This is a genomic window from Sphingobacterium sp. WM, assembly GCF_029542465.1.
Lineage (GTDB): Bacteria > Bacteroidota > Bacteroidia > Sphingobacteriales > Sphingobacteriaceae > Sphingobacterium > Sphingobacterium cellulitidis.
In genome coordinates this window covers 1,980,149-2,006,293 of sequence record NZ_CP120709.1, presented here as the reverse complement: position 1 = coordinate 2,006,293, position 26,145 = coordinate 1,980,149, and the positions used below count along the sequence as shown (strand labels likewise).

General features: G+C 37.0%; 23 protein-coding genes and 3 tRNA genes. 13 read left to right on the top strand and 13 right to left on the bottom strand.

The window, feature by feature from the left end; all coding sequences use genetic code 11:
• Nucleotides 1–52 precede the first annotated feature (52 nt).
• Nucleotides 53–1,924: a TonB-dependent receptor gene (locus PZ892_RS08580; protein WP_277712783.1), complete on the top strand. Its 1,872-nt coding sequence runs from the start codon at nucleotides 53–55 to the stop codon at nucleotides 1,922–1,924.
• A 276-nt stretch (nucleotides 1,925–2,200) separates the two neighbouring features.
• Here the strand turns inward: PZ892_RS08580 and trxA are convergent, their stop codons facing one another.
• From trxA to PZ892_RS08560, 4 genes are all read right to left on the bottom strand, one after another.
• Complete coding sequence (gene trxA / locus PZ892_RS08575; RefSeq protein ID WP_094256329.1) at nucleotides 2,201–2,518, bottom strand: thioredoxin; 318 nt, start codon at nucleotides 2,516–2,518, stop codon at nucleotides 2,201–2,203.
• Between the two features lie 100 nt (nucleotides 2,519–2,618).
• Nucleotides 2,619–7,040: a DNA polymerase III subunit alpha gene (gene dnaE, locus PZ892_RS08570; protein WP_277712782.1), complete on the bottom strand. Its 4,422-nt coding sequence runs from the start codon at nucleotides 7,038–7,040 to the stop codon at nucleotides 2,619–2,621.
• Nucleotides 7,041–7,284: 244 nt separating this feature from the next.
• Entirely contained in the window at nucleotides 7,285–7,803 is a 519-nt protein-coding gene (locus tag PZ892_RS08565) for an OmpA family protein (RefSeq protein WP_094256327.1), read from the bottom strand.
• Between the two features lie 54 nt (nucleotides 7,804–7,857).
• Nucleotides 7,858–10,047, bottom strand: coding sequence for a glucoamylase family protein (locus tag PZ892_RS08560; protein WP_277712781.1), 2,190 nt, complete (start codon nucleotides 10,045–10,047; stop codon nucleotides 7,858–7,860).
• 171 nt (nucleotides 10,048–10,218) lie between these two features.
• Between PZ892_RS08560 and PZ892_RS08555 the strand changes: the two genes are divergently transcribed.
• The 6 genes from PZ892_RS08555 to PZ892_RS08530 all read left to right on the top strand — a co-directional run bounded on the left by PZ892_RS08555 (nucleotide 10,219) and on the right by PZ892_RS08530 (nucleotide 14,130).
• Nucleotides 10,219–10,291 (top strand) — tRNA-Gly (locus PZ892_RS08555).
• 5 nt (nucleotides 10,292–10,296) lie between these two features.
• Nucleotides 10,297–10,381 (top strand) — tRNA-Leu (locus PZ892_RS08550).
• A 148-nt stretch (nucleotides 10,382–10,529) separates the two neighbouring features.
• Nucleotides 10,530–10,883: a transposase gene (locus tag PZ892_RS08545; RefSeq protein ID WP_094258934.1), complete on the top strand. Its 354-nt coding sequence runs from the start codon at nucleotides 10,530–10,532 to the stop codon at nucleotides 10,881–10,883.
• Nucleotides 10,876–11,859 (top strand): transposase, encoded by a 984-nt coding sequence (locus tag PZ892_RS08540; protein WP_233449869.1) that lies wholly within the window; start codon nucleotides 10,876–10,878, stop codon nucleotides 11,857–11,859. Before PZ892_RS08545 ends, PZ892_RS08540 begins: the two co-directional genes overlap by 8 nt.
• Nucleotides 11,860–12,319: 460 nt before the next feature.
• Nucleotides 12,320–12,484, top strand: coding sequence for a hypothetical protein (locus tag PZ892_RS08535; protein ID WP_179221508.1), 165 nt, complete (start codon nucleotides 12,320–12,322; stop codon nucleotides 12,482–12,484).
• A gap of 32 nt (nucleotides 12,485–12,516) precedes the next feature.
• The gene (locus PZ892_RS08530; protein WP_277712780.1) at nucleotides 12,517–14,130 is read left to right on the top strand and encodes a hypothetical protein; all 1,614 of its coding nucleotides are present in this window, start codon (nucleotides 12,517–12,519) and stop codon (nucleotides 14,128–14,130) included.
• 70 nt (nucleotides 14,131–14,200) lie between these two features.
• On the opposite strand, the gene PZ892_RS08525 is transcribed toward PZ892_RS08530, so the two are convergent.
• Together PZ892_RS08525 and PZ892_RS08520 are read right to left on the bottom strand one after the other, a co-directional pair.
• Nucleotides 14,201–15,034, bottom strand: coding sequence for a glycoside hydrolase family 16 protein (locus tag PZ892_RS08525; RefSeq protein ID WP_094256324.1), 834 nt, complete (start codon nucleotides 15,032–15,034; stop codon nucleotides 14,201–14,203).
• Nucleotides 15,035–15,048: 14 nt separating this feature from the next.
• Complete coding sequence (locus PZ892_RS08520) at nucleotides 15,049–15,762, bottom strand: SOS response-associated peptidase family protein (protein ID WP_277712779.1); 714 nt, start codon at nucleotides 15,760–15,762, stop codon at nucleotides 15,049–15,051.
• 473 nt (nucleotides 15,763–16,235) lie between these two features.
• Here PZ892_RS08520 and PZ892_RS08515 point away from each other — a divergent pair, with 473 nt between their 5' ends.
• Nucleotides 16,236–16,751 (top strand): GNAT family N-acetyltransferase, encoded by a 516-nt coding sequence (locus PZ892_RS08515; protein WP_277712777.1) that lies wholly within the window; start codon nucleotides 16,236–16,238, stop codon nucleotides 16,749–16,751.
• A 33-nt stretch (nucleotides 16,752–16,784) separates the two neighbouring features.
• Here PZ892_RS08515 and PZ892_RS08510 read toward each other — a convergent pair whose 3' ends face one another.
• The 5 genes from PZ892_RS08510 to PZ892_RS08490 all read right to left on the bottom strand — a co-directional run bounded on the left by PZ892_RS08510 (nucleotide 16,785) and on the right by PZ892_RS08490 (nucleotide 19,587).
• Nucleotides 16,785–17,177: a barstar family protein gene (locus tag PZ892_RS08510; RefSeq protein ID WP_094256321.1), complete on the bottom strand. Its 393-nt coding sequence runs from the start codon at nucleotides 17,175–17,177 to the stop codon at nucleotides 16,785–16,787.
• Between the two features lie 55 nt (nucleotides 17,178–17,232).
• Nucleotides 17,233–17,568 (bottom strand): hypothetical protein, encoded by a 336-nt coding sequence (locus tag PZ892_RS08505; protein ID WP_182499645.1) that lies wholly within the window; start codon nucleotides 17,566–17,568, stop codon nucleotides 17,233–17,235.
• A 296-nt stretch (nucleotides 17,569–17,864) separates the two neighbouring features.
• On the bottom strand, nucleotides 17,865–18,596 hold the full coding sequence (locus PZ892_RS08500) for a carbohydrate-binding family 9-like protein (RefSeq protein ID WP_277712774.1): 732 nt from the start codon (nucleotides 18,594–18,596) through the stop codon (nucleotides 17,865–17,867).
• Complete coding sequence (locus PZ892_RS08495) at nucleotides 18,596–18,841, bottom strand: hypothetical protein (protein ID WP_094256318.1); 246 nt, start codon at nucleotides 18,839–18,841, stop codon at nucleotides 18,596–18,598. Before PZ892_RS08495 ends, PZ892_RS08500 begins: the two co-directional genes overlap by 1 nt.
• Nucleotides 18,842–19,496: 655 nt before the next feature.
• Nucleotides 19,497–19,587: transfer RNA gene (locus PZ892_RS08490), tRNA-Ser, on the bottom strand.
• Between the two features lie 106 nt (nucleotides 19,588–19,693).
• Between PZ892_RS08490 and PZ892_RS08485 the strand changes: the two genes are divergently transcribed.
• The 4 genes from PZ892_RS08485 to coaA all read left to right on the top strand — a co-directional run bounded on the left by PZ892_RS08485 (nucleotide 19,694) and on the right by coaA (nucleotide 22,668).
• Nucleotides 19,694–20,758, top strand: a complete 1,065-nt coding sequence (locus PZ892_RS08485; protein ID WP_094256316.1) for a patatin-like phospholipase family protein — start codon at nucleotides 19,694–19,696, stop codon at nucleotides 20,756–20,758.
• 120 nt (nucleotides 20,759–20,878) lie between these two features.
• Complete coding sequence (locus PZ892_RS08480) at nucleotides 20,879–21,271, top strand: methylglyoxal synthase (protein WP_094256315.1); 393 nt, start codon at nucleotides 20,879–20,881, stop codon at nucleotides 21,269–21,271.
• Nucleotides 21,261–21,671 (top strand): OsmC family protein, encoded by a 411-nt coding sequence (locus PZ892_RS08475; RefSeq protein ID WP_094281593.1) that lies wholly within the window; start codon nucleotides 21,261–21,263, stop codon nucleotides 21,669–21,671. Before PZ892_RS08480 ends, PZ892_RS08475 begins: the two co-directional genes overlap by 11 nt.
• 52 nt (nucleotides 21,672–21,723) lie before the next feature.
• Complete coding sequence (gene coaA / locus PZ892_RS08470) at nucleotides 21,724–22,668, top strand: type I pantothenate kinase (RefSeq protein WP_094256313.1); 945 nt, start codon at nucleotides 21,724–21,726, stop codon at nucleotides 22,666–22,668.
• On the opposite strand, the gene PZ892_RS08465 is transcribed toward coaA, so the two are convergent.
• Nucleotides 22,655–23,536 carry a mechanosensitive ion channel domain-containing protein gene (locus tag PZ892_RS08465; protein ID WP_094281591.1) on the bottom strand — a complete coding sequence of 294 codons (882 nt, stop codon included), beginning with the start codon at nucleotides 23,534–23,536 and terminating at the stop codon, nucleotides 22,655–22,657. The two genes, coaA and PZ892_RS08465, sit on opposite strands and share 14 nt — an antisense overlap.
• Nucleotides 23,537–23,726: 190 nt before the next feature.
• Here PZ892_RS08465 and PZ892_RS08460 point away from each other — a divergent pair, with 190 nt between their 5' ends.
• A complete protein-coding gene (locus PZ892_RS08460; RefSeq protein ID WP_094256311.1) occupies nucleotides 23,727–24,680 on the top strand; it encodes an acetyl-CoA carboxylase carboxyltransferase subunit alpha in 954 nt (317 codons plus the stop codon).
• A 36-nt stretch (nucleotides 24,681–24,716) separates the two neighbouring features.
• On the opposite strand, the gene PZ892_RS08455 is transcribed toward PZ892_RS08460, so the two are convergent.
• Nucleotides 24,717–26,066: a PDZ domain-containing protein gene (locus PZ892_RS08455; RefSeq protein WP_277712773.1), complete on the bottom strand. Its 1,350-nt coding sequence runs from the start codon at nucleotides 26,064–26,066 to the stop codon at nucleotides 24,717–24,719.
• Between the last annotated feature and the right edge of the window lie 79 nt (nucleotides 26,067–26,145).

Sequence of the window (26,145 nt, the reverse complement as noted above, 5' to 3'; positions counted from 1 at the left end):
AATTTTCATCTAAATATTTATTTTAACTAATTTCGCAGAAAATTTAATTAAAATGTCATCCAAAAAATTATTAATTCTTCTTTCTGCTGTACCTAATCTTTTACTTGCTCAAAATATTACCACGGATACAACTAAGATCAATGAAGTTATTATCCAAGAGAATAGATTTCAGATTCCTTTCAACCAACATAGTCGGAACATTCAGGTTCTGACTCAAAAGGATCTTAAAAACCTGCCTAGTACAAGTATTAATGAAGTATTAAGATATGTTTCAGGAGTAGACATTAGACAAAGGGGACCATTTGGCACTCAGGCTGATATTGGAATCGACGGTGGTAGCTTTGACCAAACCTTGGTATTGATTAATGGTGTTAAATTAACTGACCCTCAGACTGGGCACCATATGTTAAATATCCCTATTCCAATTGAATCGATCGAAAGAATTGAGATCCTTCGCGGACCCGCTTCTCGAATGTATGGAATAAATGCCCTAACTGGTGCAGTGAATATTGTTACTAAACAAGTAGAAAACAACTCTGTATTCGCCCATCTATTTGCAGGATCTTCTTTTGATAAAGTGGAAGAGGAAGATAAAAATGGTACTTACTATGGCTCTGGAGTTCAACTTGGGGGTACATTCTACAGGAAAAACAACCAACATCAATTATACGCCAGTAAGGAACATAGTAATGGACAACGCTATAATACGGCTAGCGATAATGAAAAAATATTCTACCAGAATAACATTATCCTGAATGATAATAATAAGATTCAGATGATGGCGGGTTATATCAATAATCAATTTGGTGCAAATGGATATTATGCTGCTCCTGGGGATAAAAACTCAGAGGAATTGGTCCAAACTTTTATCTCTAGCATCGCTTCACATCATCAAATTAAAGAGCATTGGTATCTAAGCCCAAGAGTAAATTATCGATATAATGATGATGATTACAGATATTTTAAAGATGATTTATCCAAAGGCAGAAGTCATCATTATACACATAGCGTATCAGGTGAATTAAATGCATACCGTCAATTTACCTTTGGAGATCTTGGATTAGGATTCGAAACCAGACATGAATCCATTAACTCCTCAAATATTGGTGACCACAGTCGTAATAATCTGGGCTTCTTTTCTGAATTCAGATCAACCTACTTCAAAAGATTCATCTTCAATTTAGGGGCATATATTAATTACAATACCGATTACGACTGGCAAGTATTCCCAGGCTTGGATGTAAGTTACCTGATCAATGAAAAATGGAAAATTTCTGCCAGCAGCGGAACTAGTCAACGAATCCCAACTTTCACAGATCTTTATCTTAACCAAAGACCAGGAAACATTGGAAATCCAAATCTAAAAAGTGAAAATGCATGGCAAAATGAAATTGGAACTTCCTATCAATTGGCTAACCTAACTGTAAAAGCGGGTTACTTCTATAGGGATATTGATAATTTTATTGATTGGATGAGAACTTCAACAAGTGAACCTTATCAGGCTCAGAATCTTGGGAATAATAAAACCCACGGAATATTTTCGAACATTCTTTACAATCGACAATTAGGAAATTCTTCAAGTATCAACTTGAGCCTTTCCTACACTTATCTAAATTCTTCAATAATCAATGATTATCAGAATGCTATTATTAAATATGGCATTGAAAGTTTAAAACATCAAGCTATAGGGTCTTTAACATTTCAAACAGGAAGTTGGTCAATAAGTACGGCAAACAGATGGCTTAACAGAACCTCCAATCATTCATATTTTGTTTCTGACGCTCGCGTAGCGTTCCAAAAATCAAAATATACCCTATATACAGACCTTCAAAACATCTTTGATACCCAATATATAGAAGTCGGAGCAGTTCCAATGCCAAGCAGATGGGCAACTTTAGGATTTAAATATAATATCAATCTCTAACAAAACCCTAAAACGGCTAGCCCATTCATGTCTAAATACTCTATACTAAATACTAAATACTAAATACTAAATACTAAAACTACGGATAGCCCGCTTAAGATTATGTTTAGTCCTCGCGGTTAGCCCGCTCACGACAAGATACAATTCCCGCGGTTATCCCGCTTACGATTATGTTCAGTCCTCGCGGTTAGCCCGCTTAGGTCTAAATACTAAATACTCTCTACTTAAATACTAAAACTAAAAAAGAGCGATAATAAATCGCTCTTTTTTAGTTTTTTAAAGTTGTTTCTCTAATTTCTCAGTTAAAACTGACTTAGGCACTGCGCCGATTTGTTTATCAACGATCTCACCATTTTTAAAGAACAACAATGCCGGGATATTACGAATTCCATAACGTACAGAAATATCTGGATTGTTATCTACATTAACTTTTCCTACCACTGCTTTACCTTCGTATTCAGTTGCAATTTCATCAACCAAAGGACCAACCATACGACATGGACCACACCATTCTGCCCAAAAGTCAATAAGTACTGGTTTATCTGATTTCAATACAACTTCATCAAAGTTGCCATCTGTAATTTCTAATGCCATTTTGATTATGTTTTATGTTTTTACAATTATAATGTACACAAATATAAGCAATCGCTTATACATGCTATTTAAATACAACTATTATTTTTTTTATAACCTATCAATTTAATTTATATCTCACACTCTCCAAGGCTTCTAGTCCATCCAGAAACTCATTCGTAATAAATATCTTCTTCCTTTTTACAGGCATTTCTATAGAATATTCATCCTGAAGATCCATGATCATAAATTTCAACTGACAATTCGCTTCTTGCCCTTCTAACTGCGTATAACTTATTAATTCTTGTAAGGATTGCATGAATTCCTGATTCAAGACATGCAATGGAAATTGAATAGTAAAACTCTTTGCCATCTTCTCCCGTAAATCAGATAACAATTGAATACCTTTTAACTCAAATCCCCAATTTCCAACCTGTTTAAAACGTTCTTGAACTAATCCTCTGATCTGAACAAAATAACCTTCCTGCAAGTAACCTTTAAATTTAACATAGTCCTCACCGAAAACCATAATCTCATAAGAATCAGAGTAGTCCTCAATAATAAATGAACCAAATGGTTTCCCTGACTTGGCAACCCTATGGTTCGCCAAAGCCACTATTCCACCTAATACAACTTCCTTATTTTTGATTCGGTTAAATTCTAACAGAACCTCCTGCTCTACTTCTGCCGCTTTTACCTTATTGATCATTTGAAGATCAGTAACTGTATTGGGACAGAAATGTCGCATCTCAAATTTATAATTATCCAAAGGATGACTCGTTAAGTAAATACCGATTACATCCTTCTCATATTTCAATTTCTCAATCAATCCCCATGCTGGACATGGATTCATCGTTGGCTCAGGTAATTCTACTGCTCCACCAGATCCAAATAAACTTACCTGCGCTGAATTCTCATTCTCCTTGAATTTATGCGCAAATTTTATGGCTTTTTCTATGCCTGAACTACTTTCGGTATCGGAATAGAAATATTGAGCCCGATGCGTATCTCCAAAGGAATCAAAACCTCCCGCATAGGCTAAACTTTCGAAAGCCTTTTTATTGATCATCCGTAAATCAACACGCTTCGCCAAGTCAAAGATAGATTTATAAGGACCATCTGCACGACTATTTACAATAGTCTCAACAGCCCCTGCTCCAACACCTTTTACAGCTCCAATACCAAAGCGAATCGCTCCCTCATCATTTACAGTAAACTTATAATGCGACTCATTAACATCTGGACCTAAAACAGTTAAGCCCATTCGCCTACACTCTTCCATAAAGAAGGTAACTTGCTTGATATCGTTCATGTTATTGGACAATACTGCAGCCATATATTCCGCTGGGTAGTGGGCTTTTAAATATGCTGTTTGATAAGCAACCCAAGCATAACAGGTGGAGTGTGACTTATTGAAGGCATAAGATGCAAAGGCTTCCCAGTCAGTCCAGATTTTCTCCAAGACTTTCGCATTATGGCCATTCGCTTCTGCTTGAGCCACAAATTTTGGCTTCATCTTATCCAAAACTGCTTTCTGCTTCTTACCCATCGCCTTCCGAAGTACGTCGGCATCACCCTTCGAAAATCCTGCTAACTTCTGGGACAAAAGCATTACCTGCTCCTGATAAACCGTAATCCCGTAGGTCTCACTTAAATATTCCTCACAGGCATCCAAGTCATAGGTAATCGGTTCAATACCATGCTTCCGCTTAACGAAACTTGGAATGTATTCCATTGGTCCAGGACGATACAAGGCATTCATCGCAATTAAATCCGCAAAAACTGTCGGCTTTAATTCCTTCATGTATTTCTGCATCCCCGGAGATTCATATTGGAAAATACCAATCGTCTCACCTCTTTGGAATAACTCATACGTCTTTTCGTCATCTATCGGAAAATTATCCGGATCCAAATCGATATCATGACGCAACTTCACATTAATTACAGTATCCTTGATTAGGGTTAACGTTTTTAACCCCAAAAAGTCCATCTTTAGTAATCCCGCACTCTCTACAACCGAGTTGTCAAACTGCGTAACATATAAATCTGAATCCTTTGCCAAGGAAACTGGAACGAAATTCGTGATATCATCTGGCGTAATAATTACCCCACAGGCGTGAATACCTGTATTCCGCATTGAACCTTCCAGAACCCGAGCCTGCTTGATGGTCTCTGCCTCAATCCCAGCACCATCCGCCAAGGATTTTAATTTATTGACGGCTTCCAACTCTTCCGCTCGTAAGACCTCCTTTAAAGCCTTATCCTCTAAATTGAAAATCTTATTCAATTTTAAGTTCGGAATCAATTTCGCAATCTCATTGGCATCAGAAAGTGGCAAATCCAATACCCTGGCTGTATCCTTAATGGAAGATTTCGCAGCCATGGTACCATAAGTGATAATCTGGGCCACTTGTGATGCCCCATATTTATCAATCACATATTGCATAACCCGACCACGACCTTCATCATCAAAGTCAATATCAATATCCGGCATCGACACACGATCCGGATTTAAGAAACGCTCAAATAGTAAGTCATACAAGATAGGGTCAATATTGGTAATCCCTAAACAATAGGCTACTGCCGATCCTGCCGCAGAACCACGACCTGGACCTACTGAAACTCCCATGTCACGTGCCGCAGCAATAAAATCCTGAACAATCAAAAAGTAACCCGGATATCCCGTTTTTTCAATGGTCGCCAGTTCAAAATCCAATCGCTCTCGAATGGAATCCGTAATTTCTTCATAGCGGCGTTCTGCACCTAGATAGGTCAAATGCTTTAAAAATGCATTCTCACCTCGTTTACCACCATCTACTAAATCTTCTGGAGATTGAAACTGCTCCGGAATTTCAAACTTCGGCAACAGGACATCCCGATTTAAGGAATATTCCTCAATCTTATCTAAAACCTCTTGAATGTTAATGATGGCCTCAGGGGTATCTTTGAAAACCTGCTTCATTTCTTCAGCAGATTTGAAATAATATTCTTGATTTGGTAATCCAAATCGAAATCCTCGACCTCTACCCTTTGGTGTCGATAATTTCTCCCCATCTTTCACACACAATAAGATATCATGTGCATGGGCGTCTGATTTATTGACGTAATAAGTATTATTGGTACCAATTACCTTAACCTGATGTTTCTTTGCCAATTGAACCAAAGTGTCATTTACACGATTTTCATCCTCTTGACCATGACGCATTAATTCAATATAAAAATCATCAGCAAATTGCTCTTTCCACCATATTAAGGCCTCCTCAGCTTGGGCTTCCCCAATATTCAACACCTTACTCGGCACTTCACCATTTAAATTTCCCGATAATACAATAAGGTCCTCTTTATAGCGCTCAACGGTTTCTTTATCAATCCGAGGAACATAATAAAACCCTTCAGTATAGGCGATTGAAGCCATCTTAGCCATATTATGGTAACCATGTTTATTCTTCGCCAAGAATACTACCTGATAACCATTATCCTTACGACTCTTATCTTTTCGATTTTCACAAACATAAAACTCACAACCAACTATCGGTTTGATGGTTTTTCCTTCAAAAGTTTCACCTTTCTCTGCAGCCTCCTTTATTTTTGCTTCAATCTCTTTGTTATGGCTCAGGGTTTTACTTACAAAGTGAAAGCCACCCATCATATTCCCATGATCCGTCATCGCCACAGCTGGCATGTTATGTTTTGCAGCAGCCTGAATTAAATTGTCAATGGAAATAGTAGATTGTAAAACTGAAAATTGGGTATGATTATGTAAATGTGCAAATTCCGCGGCTTCGAATTTGGCAAGGGTTTCTGCGTCGATAACCACTTTCTTCACCCCCATGCTTTCCGCTTGACGGATCGCATCTGAAGCTGCTTTTAAATTTACATGTTTTAAGCCTACCGGCTCAACCAATGTCGGATTCTCAGTCTTAAATTCAACAAAGTAACCCGTATCAACCTGTAGGTCACTAGCCGAAAATACATCCTTACGGATAAGCTCGAAGAAACATCGTGTTGTCGCTTCAACGTCGGCAGTCGCATTATGGGCCTCCGAAAATGGAACGCCAAAAAGATAACTATGTAATTCTGTTAAGGTGGGTAATTTATAACGACCACCACGACCGCCCGGTAATTTTAATAATTCAGCGGTAACTTCAGTACAGGTATCCAAAACAGGCATCGAAGACATCGGACTATCAACCTGATACCGGTAAAATTCACAACCCATAATATTGACATCAAAGCCAACATTCTGACCAACAACAAATTTGGCTTTTGATAAGGCTTCATTGAATTTTACTAAAACCTCAGTTAATGGAATACCATCTGATTCTGCTAATTCAGTTGAAATACCGTGGATCTTCTCCGAATCATATGGGATATTGAAACCATCAGGCTTTATTAAATAATCTTGATGCTCAACCAATCTCCCCATTTCATCATGCAATTGCCAAGCTATCTGAATACACCTCGGCCAATTATCGGTATCCGTAATTGGTGCATCCCAACGCTTTGGCAAACCCGTAGTTTCCGTATCAAAAATTATGTACATCGTTCTCTTCTCCCTATAACTATATAACTAACAAAAATACTTAATATTATCTTAATTTTCGACCAATTCCAGCCAACTAAAATATCCACAGCTTTAATTAAATATAAACTAGGAATTTAACTCTTCAGCTATTTTTTGCGCAGATTTTCCACAATACAGCCAATCCATTACTCAGGTATAATGGATAAAAAAACGCAGTTCTGATTTGTCAGAACTGCGCCTTTATATATTTCTTTTTTAAAGGTTATTTTAAGATCACAACCTCTACTCTTCTGTTTTTCTGTCTTCCTTCTGCAGTCTTGTTATCAGCGATAGGTTTGGTTTGACCTAAACCTTTTGTTGATATCCTGGAAGCTCCAATTCCCGCTTCAACCAAAAATTTCTCCACTGAAGCAGCGCGCTTATCGGATAACCATACATTATACTCCGGTGTTCCCGTAGCATCGGTATGTCCATCGACCCTGATTTTGGATCCTGCATTGCTCCCCTTCAAAACCTTCACTAATTTACTCAACTCTGTTTTTGCTCCATCAGTTAAATAGGAAGAATTTGTTGGAAACAATAAATCTGATGAGATAGAAACCAAAATCCCCTCATTCGTTTGCTTGGCATCTTCAAACTCTCTCTTTACATTTTTAAGTCCGTCATTGGTACCATCCTGGGTCACTACAGCTCCTGGATTCACAACCAAAGCCTGTTGCTTACAAGAAAATAAGGTAAGACCCGCTAAAAAAATTAAAGTTAAATAGTTGATTCGCTTCATGTGTTTTTTTATTGTTTTGATTGCGTAAATATAATGATATTACTATTAATTATTTCACTTCTTAAAGATTCTTTGCTCCGCTGACTGGATTTCCGGAATCGCCTGATATAACTTCCAGATCAAGCCTGTCCGGGCATTCTCCAAAAGTATTGAAAGATTTGCTTGATTACTCGCAATATACTCATCCGAAACATCATCCGTCCGTAAATCCATCCAGGCCCGAAATCCATATTCTGTAAATAAAAATTCCCCAAATTGATTGTATAAAGCATGAAGCGATCGCTTAGATCTTGCTTCATCCAAAAACATCGATGAAATCGCTATTGCCGGATTAATCCGAAATGTCCCAATACTATCCCGATATTGATAAAAACCCCAAATGTCAGAATTCGAAGTCCCTACCCCAATCTCATTATCCCTACGCTTGGCAACCTGCGTATACTTCTGCAATACGCCCTTTAAATCATAATCCCCAACCTTACTCAAATTCGGATTGATAGTATTAAAGGGTCTATACATATCCAATAAACTACTGGTATAATTGCCAAATGGCAAATTAATTCCATACATCAGCGTATCATGCGTTGCCAAAACTTTGTAAACAGTATCCTGTCCTGCTGCTGAAACTAATTTTTTCTCTTCATTAACTGCTGTTACAACAGAATCTGTTGCTTGACTCTCTTCGCTATTCCCCAATCTTCTTAGGTTACCCCGAACCTGAGGCTTTTCAAATTTATATTTTAAAGCATTCGCAAATGCTTCTGGCGCTAAACTTGACTTCGTAGATGCAATCGCTAACATGTATGCATTCAATCCATTATTGATCCCAACTAAAGGGTCAAATGAAAAATACTCATCAACCATGTTAATTGATGACTTCAAAACCAATGGATCCGAAGGAAGGGTTACTCCCCGCCAATCTAATCGCTCCCATAATTGAGTGATGTCACCCCTTAATTTATTCTCTTCAGCTGCATCATTATTTAAATATTGACGAATGACCAATAAGGCCTCCATCAATGAACTAGTGGCCTGTATATCATATCGAGGTTGATCATCCAAGTAAACAGGCAATCCTTTTCGTCCATCAAAGTATGCCGGAAAAAAACCTTTATTATTTTGCGCTTTCGCTAAAAATCCTACAATCCTTTTCACCCTGCTTAAAAAAAGTGACTTACTCACAAATCCTTTCTCCACGCCAACCAACATGCTTAACATGGCTCCTCCAGTCTCACGAACTGAAACCAACGCTTTATCCTTCATGCGATAAGGCATGTACATCCCAGAATTAATATCATAATTCTCGACAAAGTAATTTACACTCGCCAACTGAATCAAATCCATTAACTCACTTTCATTCAACTGCTTTGGTTCAACCTCTAATACCTCTGAAAATGGAGACTCCCTATAATTATAGTCAACCCAAGCAATCTTGTAATAATACTTTTTGGTCAAAACTGGTACATAATCCAAACCTCTTAACATATAGGTTGGGCGAATAGCCACAGCCTTAAATTCTTTATTGTCTTCAGATCGATAAATCTTAACATAACGAATACTTGGGGTCAATGGAACCTGCCATTGTAGGTCAATATGCTTACCATAGGCAGATGCCTTTGATAATACAGCATTGGAGGTTAATGGAGCTTCGGAATATTTAGATGGTAAAAACTCCATCTGATCTAAAAATAGCTGATTAGTAACCGTACTGGAGTGATGTTGCCTTAAAATTATTCCGGTTATATTTTGGTCAATATTAAGTCCTGCAAATTCCCGAAGTGGAATTTTTACACTCATCCAGCTACTATTATTATAATCTTCAATATAATCCCCTAATGGAATGGATATGGATTGATTTAATCCTTGTTGAATGGATATGGATGGTAAATTCTCAGGCTTCGTCCCTTCAGTTCCAACAAATAATTTTAAACTTAAGTTATCATCCAAGGAAACACGATAATGAAACTTTTGCCGACTATAACGGATTAATACATCCCAGTCGCCAGTTTCTGAAGAAATATATTTCAACGACAAAGCATTTCCAGGTGTAAAGAATAAGCTATCCGAGACCAACAAATTCTTTTGAACATTCTCAACCCAGCTATCGCCACTGTAATTCACAATACTACGTGCATAGGACCCTTTAACCAAACTATTATCAAATATGACTTCTGGATAGGATTCTGATTTAACAATCTGAACCAAACAACAGAAAAATAGTAAAGTAAAAAGTCTAAGTTGCATATTCCACATTTAAAACACGAAAATAGCTAAAAAATCACTGTAAATGCTATTCTTGAACCCTTTTTATAGCTTCGTGATAAAATTATTACTCACATTACAAGCACATTGCAACTTTTGTCGAAATATTATTTTTCAACTTTACTAAATCTCTCTATATTTGCAGCACGTCAAGCGAAAGTAGCTCAGTTGGTAGAGCACAACCTTGCCAAGGTTGGGGTCGCGAGTTCGAATCTCGTCTTTCGCTCAGTTGCCTAGGTGGTGGAACTGGTAGACACGCAGGACTTAAAATCCTGTTCCCGTTAAGGGAGTGCGGGTTCGATTCCCGCCCTAGGTACTAAATCGAAAAGCTCGTCAGGTCCGACGAGCTTTTTTTATTCATCCTGTTTTATAAAAAATATATCTCTTCAAAAATCGGATCAAGCTGAATTCTTGGGGGGAGTGTTAGAAATTTCTTAGTTTAGCGTCTTTAATACAGATATCCCTTGCAAGAAGCCGAACGTAAATTACTATCCTTATTGATGCCCGAAGGGCTTTTGGAATACTTCCAGATCTTAGAAGTCGATCAGGTCGACAATCAACTCCATATTTATTTAGATGAACTTAATATTGCTCCGACAGGTTATGAGAACAGCAAGTTGGAGTCAAAGGGTTTTATGCCTTCCACCGAGATTTCAGACTTTCCCATTCGAGGCCAGAAAGTTACGCTACATATCCGTCGCCGTCGCTGGACGGTACTGGATACCGGAGATATCATCACAAGAGATTGGAACCTAGTGCGTGAGGGCGCTCGAATGACTACGGAATTCGGGCTTTTTTTAAAGAAGATATTTGGATAGCTATCCTGTAAGCGCCCAATTGGTAGGTCTGTTCTTCCAGATGGACGGCAAGCAACTACAGGATCAATACAAGAATCACCTCAGTGATTTCCATGATTGGGACCAAAAGCCGCATGCAGAGAGCTGGACATTGTTCCCTGAAAACATCTCGGAACACCTGAGCATCGATGAGACCAGCTTTAGCAACGGTGAATTATATACCATTGTTAGCAGTAAATCGGCAAAAGGGCGTAAAGGAACGATCCTAGCAACTATTAAAGGCACAAAGGCTGAGGATATCATAGCTGTTCTTGAGCGAATACCCTTGCGATCAAGGAATAAGGTAAAGGAGGTGACCATGGATATGGCTCCCAACATGGCCAAGGCTATCCGTAGATGTTTCAGGAACGCTAGACGTGTGGTCGATCGGTTCCATGTCCAAAAGTTAGCCTATGATGCCGTACAGGAACTCCGTATCAAATATCGTTGGGAGGTGTTGGATGCAGAAAGCAAGAAGATAATGGAGTCGCGAAAGCGAGGAATCCCATATGAACCGGAATTATTGCCTAATGGTGATACGCTCAAACAGCTGTTGGCTAGATCCAGATACCTTTTGTTCAAGCATCCCAGCCGATGGTCAGAAAGCCAAAAAAACCGGGCTGAATTGCTGTTCATGCGGTTTCCTAAGCTAAAACAGGCTTATGATCTTGGAATTGCCTTAGGAGACATCTTCAACAAATGCCGGGACAAAAAGGTCGCATTTACCAAACTAGGCCTGTGGCATAATCAGGTTGAGAATGCGGGCATTGCTTCCTTTGAGAGCGTAGCAAGATCAATTGCAGCTCATCATCAATACATTCTCCATTACTTCGACAACAGAAGTACTAATGCATCGGCAGAATCATTCAATGCAAAACTCAAAGCTTTCAGGAGCGTCTTCCGTGGCGTTAGGGACACAACATTCTTCCTGTACAGAGTGATGAAATTGTATGCTTAAAAATCTTAACCCCCCAAACTTTCGGTATGATCCCAAAAATCCCCTCTTTCCTATCCTTCATTGCCCATCCTTTTGACAAATTCCATTTTATCTCAAACTGTATTTTTTGGAAAATCAGTTCAAAAAAATATTCCAATACATCCTATAATCCAATCCTACCTATTTCGTTAAACTATACTCCTAAATATTGATCAATTTCTGCCATTTTTTTACACAAATAATAAGGGTCAGTTAGACGCTTTTAAAGCTTTTACCGGATATCGATACTATTCTGTAGTGATGAATCGACAATTTAAAATTAACCCTCGAAACAAGTTAGTGTACCATATAAGAAAATGAATTAACTACCTACATTTACAGTGTTTTCATAGGGAAATCATTGGATTTTACCGAAAATCATTAACTATTAACTTTTAATCACAAAAAGTAAAAATAAAACACACACTAGGTGCATCGCATTATGGATAAAATTTACACTAGCCCAAGGATAGAAATCCAAACTGTTCATCTTGAAGAAGGAATAGCTACTGGTTCTGCAATTATCAGAACTGGAGGTCCTAACACGCCTATGCAAGATCAATGGATCGAGGACGATCAAGACACGAAACAAATTGATTGGTTCTAATTTCTCTTATTAAAATCTTTAAAACCCAAAAAATGGAATTTACACTTTTGAAAAAGATGACGAAACTTAAAAGCATACTCTTTCTTGCTGTCCTTTTTGTCGGCTTTCAATCCTGTCAAAAATCAGAATCAGAATCGGCTGGAAATTTAAATACAACTGTAAAATTCAACCTTTCCGTTGGATCTCCAGAAGAAGAAAATATTTTAGTTGGTAATAGTAGAACAACAAAAAGATCTCCTGAATCAAACGTACAATTATCGAATGTTCAAATTAGTGATAATCTGAATATGGAGGTAATTGTTTTAAAAGATTCTGAATCTTCAGCAATGAATTACTCTGCTGCTGTAAACTCTGAAAATAGAGCAGCATCCCAAGTAGTACGTAAAACTTTGAAACATGGAGTAAAATACCGCATTATGGTATATAATGAGGATGGCTCTCATCAAGGTAACTATGACTACATCTTTGGTTCAGAAGATCCAAATAACCCGCTTAAAGTTAACGCAGGTAAAACTTATACTTTCGTTATCTACTCCGTTAATAGTACTACAGACTTACCGAATGTAACTAACCAAAATTCATTAAATAATGCATCTATTAATAGTGTTTCTGGTGACTTAATGTACTTTAAGAAAAAATTATATATACCTCACGGAGATAGTTACTTGGACGCTATTCTGGTTCACCAATTCAGCCAAATTACTACATCTATTGAAATGGATAATAGTATGACTGGTTCAATCCAAGCAATTGCGAATACTAGAATCACACCTACCAGAGCTGCAGGAAACTTAAAAATAAGTGATAATTCACTGACTTTCTCTTCTGGTACGACAATGGCTAATGTTAATTTTCCTAGTGTACCGGGTTCAACTACAACTATTACCGCTGATTCTACCTTAATATTTAGTCCTGCTACAACCACAGCAAACTTTGTAATTGGATCCATTACATTAGATGGTGAAACAAAAACGGATATTTCTGTTCCTAATATAAAAATTACCCCTGGACATAAATATAAATTATTACTAAGATTTAGAGTTTGTACACAAAATGTTACTTCCTCTGGTTTGAATTGGAATTATCCTGAGAAAACTTGGTATGATTGGTATGGAAGAAAAATTACCGGAATTATTATTGGTAGTACTTATTATCCTAACAACTCATACATTAGAAGAACATTCGATGCTCCACAAGCGAATTATGGGTTCCAATTCGATATCACTGATTTGGATAATGCTTTTAACATGAAAGTAAATGATAATTATATTTTTGGAACTTCCGAAAATGATCAGATTCAATTCCAAACCAACCCATCATTAGGTACCGTTAGAAATATAGAATTTGTTGATGGAACTGAATATGCAACGGGTAATATTCCTCAAGTATTTAATATGAAAGGAACTGCTGACAAGCCTTTGGTAAGAATCTTGATTAGCCGAAATGGACAAATAACCATGTATGGTAGCAAAACAAGTGGTGGAAATCTAGTTCAATTAAGAATGAAAGGTAACCAACAATTCAACAATGTTCCATGGGATGGAACCGGACCAAACGAAGTTATTGTCAGTCAAAAAGTCGATGGAAAAACTGTAATTATTGGAACTGGTACTGGCCGTAAAAGAGTGGCTTGTCCAAAAAAATAAATCTGCAATTTTAATTTTAGAATATAATTTTTCGAAAGCCGGTCAAACCTAAGTTTGGCCGGCTTTTTTTCTATTGATAAACTTTTACCCAGTCAATCTCCATTTCTACTGGTAATTGACTGTGGTCTACTTTTCCAACCCAACTGCCACCTAACTGCTGATCTATCAAGATATAGAAAGGTTGATCATAAGGCCACTGGCTCGAATCTACTCCCTCTACCCTTGGATAGGTAAATGTATCCTTCCCATTCAATTGAAAAACTATTTTATCCGGATACCAACTGATGCCATAAGTATTATATTCTTCTGATTCGATCGCAGCAGTTCCCCCATGCGGCGGATTATCCTTATGTCCTAGATTTAAGGTATAATGCGAATGTGTCGTTTGATAAATAATCTTATCATAGTTCAAATGCTCCATGATATCAATCTCGCCATTCATAGGATATTTCCCATACTTATCAAGTTCTGCCAACATCCACATCGCTGGCCATGCCCCCTGGGCACTTCCTAATTTTGCACGGATCTCTATTCTCCCATATTGAAAGGCAAACTTATTCTTACTCCAAATCCCGCCCGTAATAAATGGTCGGGGATCTGTAATAGTATCAGGGTTATTAATCCCCAATAAAAACAACTTGCCATTTTCCATTCGGAATACTGCATCTGAGGTACTCATATGACGATTCCAATCAGACCCCCCTTTCGGAATTCGACTCCATTTCGTGGTATCTAATTGTGTACCCTCAAAATGATCTTCCCAAACTAACTTCCACTTTTTGTTTTCACGCTTTTCTTTTTGAATATAGATATAAGGCTTATCCTGCATCTTTTGGGTTACTGAACAGGAACTTAAGGCTATGGATCCAATTAATGTTGATAGGTATAGGTTTTTATATTTCATAGCTATTTGATTTTTCAAAACAAACTGATTTGACCAGTCCAAGGCTTTTGGATTTGCGGGGTATTGGTATCTTCCCCTCTGGCACCGGTGACACGATAGACCTGATGCCCCTTTAATTCCCCTTCAAAAGGCTTCATCAAGGCCATTATTTCTTCTTTGCCATCTGCAAATAACCATGCATCCCTAGACGCTTCAGGTATAATCAAAGGCATTCTTTTTTTCTCATTATGGATTTCTTCCAACAATGGATTTGCAGCTGTGGTAATAACTGAAAATGTCGGGTAGGTTTCTCCGGTTTCTTGATCCGTAAAATTGGAATAAACAATCCCTAACGTCAATAGCTCCTTACTTCCTGAATAAATAAAATAATTCTCAGAATCCTTTTTTCCACTTACTTTATGTGGTTCATAAAATCCAGTAACATAGAGCAATCCACGATTCCCAAGGATATAATTCTTATAACTAGCCTTCTCAAAAATGCTTTCTGATTCTGCATTCAAAGTATTGGCATATTTACCAGCATCTACTTCCGACTTTATCCATCCTGGGATTAATTTCCATCGTGCTTCCATGACAACATCCGTATCTTGATTCAAAGTAACCGGCAAAAATGGTCGCGTAAATCCCGAAACATGGAAGATCTCTTGTTCATTAGGATAATATATTTTTTTCTTAGGTAGTTTATTCTTCAATTCCGATTTACTCGGCGAACCAACATGGTAACACATAATTCATTAGATCGATTGGTTTCAAAATAACAATAATTTAGTAATTAACAAGGATTACTATTGAACTGAAATTCCTTTCTAAAGCATTTTCACTATATTCTGAATCAAGAATCCAATCCTCAGCATATCCTAAAATAATTATACCCCAAATCGCTTGGGGTATAATCGTATGCAAATTGACATATAAATCGTAAACTATTTCTGAGAAGAGTCAATCTGCAATTTATGGTTGTATTGCGATATGCGTTATAACAATCTTTCTCTTGCTGTTATTTTCAAACAATTAAAAAGTAAATTGGTTTTCCTTGATGTTTTAAATAAAATAAAAAAATTACAAACGATTTCTTTTCCTATCGATTTATAATAAAACAACAAAACACATAACTAACTATAATATAAACGTCATAACTTATAATAATTACCTTTTCATTGCTTAAAAATCAATACTTTTAAGCTTCCCTGGACTTAATATTATGATAGAAATCAAAGTAGCATCAGTTGATGACATGCTAATTATTCAGAAAATCGGTCGTGAAACCTTTATTGAGACTTTCCAGTCCAGAAATGAGGAAGCAGATATGAACGATTACATCAGTAATCGCTTTTCAGACCATCAAGTTCACGATGAATTAAAAAATTTAGAATCCATCTTTTATATAGCTTGGGATCAAGAAAATCCAATTGGCTATTTAAAACTAAATATTGGAAATGCACAAACTGAAATCAAATTAGAAGATCATATAGAAATTGAACGCATATATGTATATGCAAGCCACCATGGTAAACTGGTAGGTCAATTATTATTTTTCAAAGCCCTAGAAACAGCAAAGAATTTAAGAGTTCCCACTATATGGCTTGGAGTTTGGGAGGAAAATGCCAGAGCCATTAGCTTCTATAAAAAAAATGGTTTCGAAGAATTTGATAAACACATTTTTAAATTAGGATCCGATGAGCAAACGGACATCTTAATGAAAAGAGCTGTAGTTTAAATGACATAAAGAAATAGGCGATCATTTGATCGCCTATTTCTTTATCAATTCTATATTCGAATGTTCGGTAATAATCTCAACTAAGATTTCAAAATAAGTTTGTCCCGATCCATTTTCCAAGTCATCCAATTTTTTTTGAATGATGTTGGTATCAAAATCTTCTGGATGCTGCAACTTCTCTGAGTAATATTCCTTTGTAAATTCTAATCCTAACGAGTTTCGATTTTCCTCAAAATTTTGCCAAACTAATTTCACCTCTTCCCCTTCCTTGATTTCGCCAAAACCACCATATAATAAATCATCAAATGCATCTAAGCTCTCAGCCAACTGCCAACTCTCATTTTGCATGAACTTTCTATTAATCTCTTCGTAAAAACTAGTCTTGTCATGGATTTTATTCCCATCGATAATTATTTCTTTTCCCATTATCAACAAAAATAAAAGTTTTATTCAAACCCCATTGACCTAAATAGCTTTCCTTTTATTTGATAAAATTCTTAGTACAACTGTTATACACCATTTTTATATCTTTCACATCATTAAAATTCTCAATTTTTACCTTTTCCATATCACAGGTATAACCTTCATTTGGAGGCATTGTCAAACAAGAAATACAGACAATATTAGTAAAGTATATGGTCTTACCATCATATGTCCCCTTATAAAGGTTACTTTCATAAGAACCTTTTTCCTTACAGTTTAATTGATCCTTAAAATGATTCCTCATTTTTTTTTCACAATCAGTCACATTAATACCATCCTTTTCACAGGAACTCAAGAATAAAAGAGATAATGCAAGAATAAGTAGATGTCTCATAATTTCAATGGTTTATATTTATAATAGTTATTCCATTATAACGATTGTTTACATTAAATTGCTACAAAAAATAAATTTCCCTATTCGAATAACGCCAACGCTGTAGGGGCGTATCGCATACGCCCTCTATCCAATAATATAATCCAATACATACGATAAACCTATTAAACAATAAAAGGGCGTATGCAATACGCCCCTACAATTCGTTTCAAAAATCCGACACCAATAATAAGGACCCCTCCGGGGTTTCCCGTCCTTCTTCACACTTCCTTTCCCCCAACAGGACATAATTTCAATTATTCCACCCTTCCCAATCGCACCCATTGAAAGGCAGATGGCGTATGAAAATCTGGTTTTTCTGTATTCGGACGAATCCAAGATATCCAATTGATATCCTTTTCATTCCAGCTTAAGCTATTAAACTCACCCCGGAAAATTCCCATTCGAAATTCTGAAGATGATTTTGATTTTATTAATCCTTTTACAAATTCCAACGGAATTCTGCCTTCTAGAATATATCCACTGGGACCAACATCTGTTTTAATTTCCAAACCCTTAAGATCCCATTCATAATCAAACTTCCTATAATACTTGGCTTTATAATCTAACACCTCCCCACTAGGAGCAATTTCAAAACAAAAATATTCACTTAGACTTGAATCCGCCGAAAGAAATATCTCACCCCTGTCTCCTTTTGCAACATCTTCCTCCCTCTCAAACTTCTTCTCTACGATATTCTTGTCCTCAATATCAAAATAGAAATACAAATACTCCTTATCATAAAAAGCCTTGAAAACCGTCTTACCAAAATCAGAACTGCTCCAAGGAGACACAAATTCATCAACCACAAACAACTTTTTCAATTTACTCCAATCATCCAACTTCCCATCCACCGAAACCTCAGCCTCAGCTTGAAATGGAATCTCAGGAACAATAGAAGATTGAGAAAAAACTAACTCCCTTTGTAGTAGAAAAAGCCCAAATAGAATAATATACTTGAATAGGTTTTGTTTAGGTTGAACTGACATTATAAGTTTCTGGATTTAATCTCAGCCTCCAATTCTTGAGTATTCTTCTTAGAGGTCCAAAACCAATAAACAAACAATAATGGAAATAGTGTAAAAAAGCTAAACCCTCTATTATAATAACTATATGCTGCAACACCAATCGCAGCACCAATTAATATTGCATTGATTAAATTCGTCGACTTTAATTTCTTTTGCTCCAGCAAAAGTTGCTCATCTGAAAACCCTGAATACTTGTTTTGGCTCATAATTGAAATATTAAAAATCTAATATAAATCTTTTAAAATTCACAGCAAAGTTGTAGGGGTAGATTGGATACGGCTTCGCCGAATTCTTATCCTTAATTGAATAATGCTAGCGTCGTAAGGGCGTATTGCATACGCCCTCCATGGACCCACCGAATAATGCCAACGCTGTAAGGGCGTATTGCATACGCCCTCCATGGACCCACCGAATAACGCCAGCGCCGTACGGGCGTATCGCATACGCCCTCCATGGACCCACCGAATAACGCCAGCGCCGTACGGGCGTATCGCATACGCCCTTCATGGACCCACCGAATAATGCCAGCGCCGTACGGGCGTATTGCATACGCCCTCCATGGACCCACCGAATAACGCCAGCGCCGTACGGGCGTATTGCATACGCCCTTCTTCTTCTTGGGATAACATTCGCCTTCGCCGAATTTCTATCTTAATCCGAATAACGCTAGCGTAGTCGGGATTGGTTCAGCCGCTCTTACCCCCACCCTTCAGCCCTGAACCATCCCTTTGGGGGGTGGCTTCAACCAAATCAAAGCCGCTCGCTCTGCTCGCTGGTTTTGTCGTTAATAGGGGGTGTTCAAACAAGTTTGGCACCCCCTATTAACGACAAAACCCGACAAAAGTCGGGCTTTGATTTGGTTGGCGGAGAGAGAGGGATTCGAACCCTCGATACAGTCATCCCGTATACAGACTTTCCAGGTCTGCTCATTCGACCACTCTGACACCTCTCCTGATTGTGGCTGCAAATATATTACTTTTAACCAGCTTTAACGCATTTTTGTTAAAAAATATTTCCCCTTTCTGATTTCCTTTGATTATCTTACCTTATCACTCAATATGAAAAGAATATTATCAATCGATGGTGGCGGAATCCGAGGTATTATCCCGGGAATGATGCTCGTTTCGCTGGAACAAAAAATTAAAAAAGCCACCGGAAACCAAAATGCCCACCTCTCTGATTATTTCGACTTCTTCGCAGGTACTAGTACCGGTGGTATCCTCATCAGTATTCTCCTCTGCCCTGATCCGCAAGATCTCACTAGACCTAGGTTCTCCGCAAAAGATGCGCTCGATATTTATATTAAACATGGAACAGATATCTTTACTACTAGCAGCTGGCGAAGATTCCTCAACCAATTCGGACTATTAACGGAACTATACGACGAGAAAGTTCTTGAAAATGTGCTCGAAAGCTACTTCGGTGACCAAAAACTCAGTGAACTGATCAAACCTTGTATTATCACCGCATATAATATTGAACTTCGTAAAAATCATTTATTTCGTCAACAAAAAGCTATTACTCATGGTGAATCGCGAGATTTCTATCTAAGGGATGTTTGCCGTGCAACCTCTGCTGCTCCAACTTATTTCTCCGTTGCAGAAATTTACTCCCTCGCCGGAACAAGATACCCCTTGGTAGATGGCGGAGTATTCGCCCATAACCCTGCTATCTCGGCTTTATTGGAAGTTCTTAAAACCTATAAGACCTTTAAGATTGATGATGTCCATATCCTTTCGCTAGGAACGGGAATTGCTAAGAACGCCTATAAATACGAAGATTTTAAAAAGCAAAAAGCAATCTCAATCGGACCTGCTCTAGTGGATATTATGACCAGTAGCTCCTCGGAAAGCAACGATTATTTCCTACATCAACTGTTTCGATCGGTTCAACACTCCTCTAACTATATCCGAATTGAACCTTCCAATTTATCATCTATAGAACCAGCGCTAGATGCTGCCTCCAAAGGGAATATTCAAAAAATAGTTTCTCTTGCCGATAAATTAATCAGCGATAATGAAAATATGTTAGATGCCTATGTACTAGATCTTATAGCTGATAAGGAAAGGAAAAGCGAGAAAAAACATACCTCTGTATGGCAATACCTCAAGGAAAAACTTTAACCCCAGAATAAATAAGAAGATTAAAAAATTGACATTTTAATATCCTTAAAATAACCTTGTCAAAATATTTTTGTTATATTATCGAAGCGATCAAAAATAGCACGCAAACTAAATTAACAAATGGCAAAAACTATAGCTTTAATTGCACATGATGGGAAAAAAGCCGAAATGGTAGCTTTCGTCAAAGACCATCAAGAAGAATTATCCAAAGCTCATCTCGTGGCAACAGGAACAACAGGTTCTTATATTCAACAAACTGGTTTAGAGGTAGAATTAAAACTATCAGGACCCAAAGGTGGGGATGCCCAAATTGCAGCAATGGCTGCGGAAGGCAAAATCGAAGGGATCATCTTTTTTAGAGACCCACTTGGAAAACACCCGCATGAACCCGACATTCAAATGTTGATGCGTATATGCGACCTCTGGAATGTACCTCTAGCAACTAACCCAGCAACAGGATCATTAATTATTAAAGGATTATTAGAAGAAGAAACAAAATTATATGGCAAATGAAGTATTAGTTAGTATCGGTGACAGCAGTTATACAACAACAATTTCGTACGAAGATTTAAATATTTTAGCAGATGAACCTATTGAGTTAGGTGGTGAAAATAAAGGCTTAGCGCCTACTCAACTCCTATTATCTTCTCTAGGAGCTTGCAAGGCAATTACAATGAGAATGTATGCCAACAGAAAAAAATGGAATGTAGACAAAATTGATATTCAGGTATCTAGTGAAGTTCAAAAAAGTGAACAACAACAAACAACTTTTATCAAATGCAATATATTTATAGATGGTGATTTGGACGAAGATCAAAAACGAAGACTTTATCAAATAGGTGAAAAATGTCCGGTTCATAAAACTTTAATGCATCCAATTGTCATTGAAAGTAATCTAATTGATACAATTTAATTAAAAAACAAATCTTGATTGTATATTTGCGACTTGAAAAATTCAAATTGCTATGCCTCTAATCAGTGAACATACTTTTACAAGTCCGTTCCAAAACTTTACTCGTGAACAGTGGAAAAGATTGAATGGTCAATTAAGCCATCAGATTCAAGAGAAAGATTTAGATCAATTGCATGCCTTAAATGAACCTCTAACAATGGAGGAAATTGAGGATATCTATATCCCTTTGGCTCATTTATTAGAGGTTCATATCAATAACTTCCAGGAATTACATGCTAAAAGCAATATATTTTTCAAACGCAATCACCAAAAACTCCCTTTCATTATTGGGATCGCCGGATCTGTAGCCGTGGGAAAAAGTACAACCGCAAGGGTACTTACCAAGGTGCTATCGCTCCTACCGAATAAACCAAAAGTTGAACTGGTTACAACAGATGGATTCCTTTATCCTAATAAGGAATTGATTAAAAGAAATATCCTTAACAGAAAAGGCTTTCCAGAAAGTTACGATACCAAAAAATTAATGCAATTCCTGGCAGATATCAAGTCCGGAAAATCGCAAGTAACTGTTCCTCTTTACTCACACCTGGAATATGATGTTCTTGCTAACGATAAATTGATTATTTCTCAACCTGATGTACTTATTGTTGAAGGAATTAATGTATTGCAGGTAAATTCTAGAAAAAATGGTGTGTTCGTTTCGGATTTCTTCGATTTTTCAATCTATGTGGATGCTGATGAGAAAAATATCGTTTCATGGTACATTGACCGCTTTGAATCCTTAAGAGCAACTGCCTTCCAAAATTCTGCTTCCTATTTTCATAAGTATGCAAATCTATCTGAAGAGGAAAGCTACAAAATGGCTAGACAGATTTGGAATGAAATTAATAAGCCAAACCTTCACGAAAATATTCTTCCAACAAGATATAGAGCTGACCTAATCCTTAAAAAAGGCTCTGAACATTTTATCAAGCGTGTAAAAGTTAGGAAGATCTAAGGATATTGCGCTCAAACTTGATTATTTCCTTTAAGATTTCATTTTCAATATTCCTGTGCATGCGATTACTATTGGTAACTGCGTACAGATCTATTTTATAGCGTACGAAATCCTTTCCTATATCTAATACCTTCACTTGAAATTCATCTTCTTTGAACTCGAGATTAGGATGTGTTATCAAACTCAGTCTAAGATGTTCCTCCAATTCTTCTAGGTGCAAGGAAACTTCCAATGGCAACTCAAACTTTACGGTGAATAAACTTGACTGATGAGCAGATAAGTTCATAAAGGTAGAAGTAAATACGAGATTATTTGGAACCATCACAATATCATCTTCTTCATCCTGAAGTACTAAGTTGGCAAAAGTAATATCAATTATTCTTCCCTTATGATCCCCTACCTGAATACGATCTCCAACAGATAATTGTTCTGAGAACATTACAATCAATCCTGAAATCATATTGGTGATATAGTCTTTGAAAATTACTGCGATAGCCATCGCAACAATAGTAATACTGGTAATAAAATCTTTAGGATTAATTCCAAAAGCAGTCATAATAGCAATGACAAGGAATACAGTATTTAAGACAGCTGTCAATCTGTTAATGCCAAGCACAAAATTACCACGTTCTCTTTTAATGGAATTTCTGGCATTATATAAGATAATGACCAAAAATCTAACCATGGAAAGTAGAATACTAGGAATTAAGAATGAATACAAACCCTTTAAAATCTGGGCAAGAAGTTTCCGTTGTTCAATTTCATGTTCAAAATGAAGATGACTGAAAATAATAAGGATTACCAGAATAACCTTTGCGATAAAAGCCCAAGGAATTTTCGGTTTGTTAACTGAGGCAGCTGCATTCATGGTCTTGAAGATATTATTTTTTTAATTACAACACAAAACAAGTATTGGCATCAATTTGTTATATTGCTTATTATCAACTACTAAATAGTTTTAGGATGACTTAATGTTAAGCTAATGATGAAATAACATTTTATAATTCTTAAAAAACAAGTAACTTAGCTACCGCTTTAATGACACCAAACAGGTAATTATGGAGACGACATTTGATTTTGAAAAGCCGATTGCTGATCTACAGACGCAAATCGAAAAGGTTAAACAAGTAGAAGAAAAAACCAAAGTAGATATGGGCGCTACAGTTCGTGAATTGGAAGAAAAACTAGAACAAACAAAAGTTGAGGTGTATAGCAATATGACTGGCTGGCAGAAAGTGCAGATGTCCAGACATCCTGATAGACCACAAACCTTCGATTATATTGATTTAATATGTGATGATTTTATCGAATTACACGGCGATAGAAATGTTCGTGACGATAAAGCTATTGTTGGTGGATTCGCAACAATTGGCGGACAATCCGTAATGGTTATTGGTCATCAAAAAGGTAAAAACACGAAAGAACGCCAATTCCGTAATTTCGGTATGGCAAACCCTGAAGGTTATAGAAAAGCTTTACGCCTTATGAAAATGGCAGAAAAGTTTAATAAACCTGTCGTTACCTTAATCGACACCATGGGTGCTTATCCAGGTCTAGAAGCTGAAGAACGTGGTCAAGGTGAAGCTATCGCTAGAAACTTACTGGAAATGTCCGTTCTAAAAGTGCCTATTATTTGTATTGTAATTGGTGAAGGTGCTTCTGGTGGAGCCTTAGGTATTGGTATTGGCGATAAAGTGTATATGTTGCAAAATACTTGGTACTCGGTGATCTCTCCGGAATCTTGTTCTTCAATCCTTTGGAGAAGTTGGGACCAGAAAGAAAGAGCTGCTGAAGCATTGAAATTAACGGCAGAAGATATGTTGGGTAATGGATTAATTGATGGAATCATTGATGAACCAATTGGTGGTGCGCATCAAGATCCTGAAGCTACAGCCCTGAACGTCAAAAATAAAATATTATCAGACCTGGCTGTCCTAGGTGCTAAAGATAAAGAAACACTGGTTGCTGAACGAATTGATAAATTCAGCAAAATGGGAGTTGTAAACGAATAAAATGAAAGCCTTGATTAATTCAAGGCTTTTTTATTTCTAATTATTGACTGCCTTTCGATAAGGAATTGGATCTATTAAGATAAAATGAGCTTTTACTTCTTCAGTACCTCGCTTTAATAGCAAATTAATCTCTTCCCCTTCTTTATGCATCAACTTTCCGAGAATATGATTTAACTTCATATTCTGAGCACTATTGCCATTAATCTTCAAGAGCTCATCATTGACCTTTACCCCCGCCGAATCCGCAGGTGAGCCTTCCCGAACACTGGCAATCTTATATATTGGTCGTAAGGTAAATTCATACTTGAAATCTTCCTGATTGTAAACATTGATCCCTGAATTCGGATTATCGGCATCTCGCTTGCCTACTGTAGTTGCTAATCTGCGTTTGGTCCACTCCAAGCCATCATGCTTGATCTCCATTCCAGACATATTGATCTCGAATTTCTTCCCAAAATTCCGATTCTTCTTCAGGAAAATCTCATTCTGCTGATAATTAAAAATTACATCAAAATGCTGTAAGACTTGATTCCCAATAGAACCAACTCTATTTTTCGCTAACTTTGCCGCATGAACAGCATTTGAATCCGGATATGAAACAATAGGTTCCTTAATATAAAACCCAGACCACTCAAAACCTTCAATCCGATTTCTTTTCCCAAAGATCAATCCGTTGAATCCTCGACCAATAAAATCATAAATATTTGGCTCATGAACAGTAAAGGAGTCTAAAAGAAACGGAAAAACCAACATCCCATCCGAATTACCCATATCCACAAGCATTTTTGCTTGTTTTAAATTTCTATTTCCTAAATCCACATCAATGTAAACATAAGGACGGCTTCGTTCTAACTCTATAGGAATTTTCTGATGATTCTTAACCAGTTTCTCTGGATAATCAAATGGATCAAAAACACTGATCTTTTTCTTTTGATAATCTACTCGAACCAAATAATCCTCAAATAAATGGCTGCCTAAGATTCCATTGATTGGAACTCCGATATGACTGGACAAATCTAAGTCCTCAGCATCAATAACATAAATATTATGGGTACTATCAATTAAGATATTTCCAACTGAAAACTCATTGCCTACTGCCATTATACCTTCTACTCCATCTTCAATTCCTATCCCTGAAAATTTGACCTTGGAAATATTTTCTAAAGGAACAGAATCTTGCGGAGTCGCAAATAAAATGGTTTCCTTTACCCCCGTATCCAATAAAAATGATAGCTCAACTCCATTGACCTTCACCGGTAGCAATACTAAATTACCATTGAGATCAAACCGGAAAGAATTTTTCCTGGGATTTATTAATGAAAAGTCTTTCTGTGCATAGGCATGCAAAAACATTAAGTTTAGCAATAACAGAATTACGATTTTCATACACAATGGTTTATATAGCTAATTTACCTATTTTTTGAATCCCTTTAACTTAACAGTCTCTTAATATTAAACATTTGAT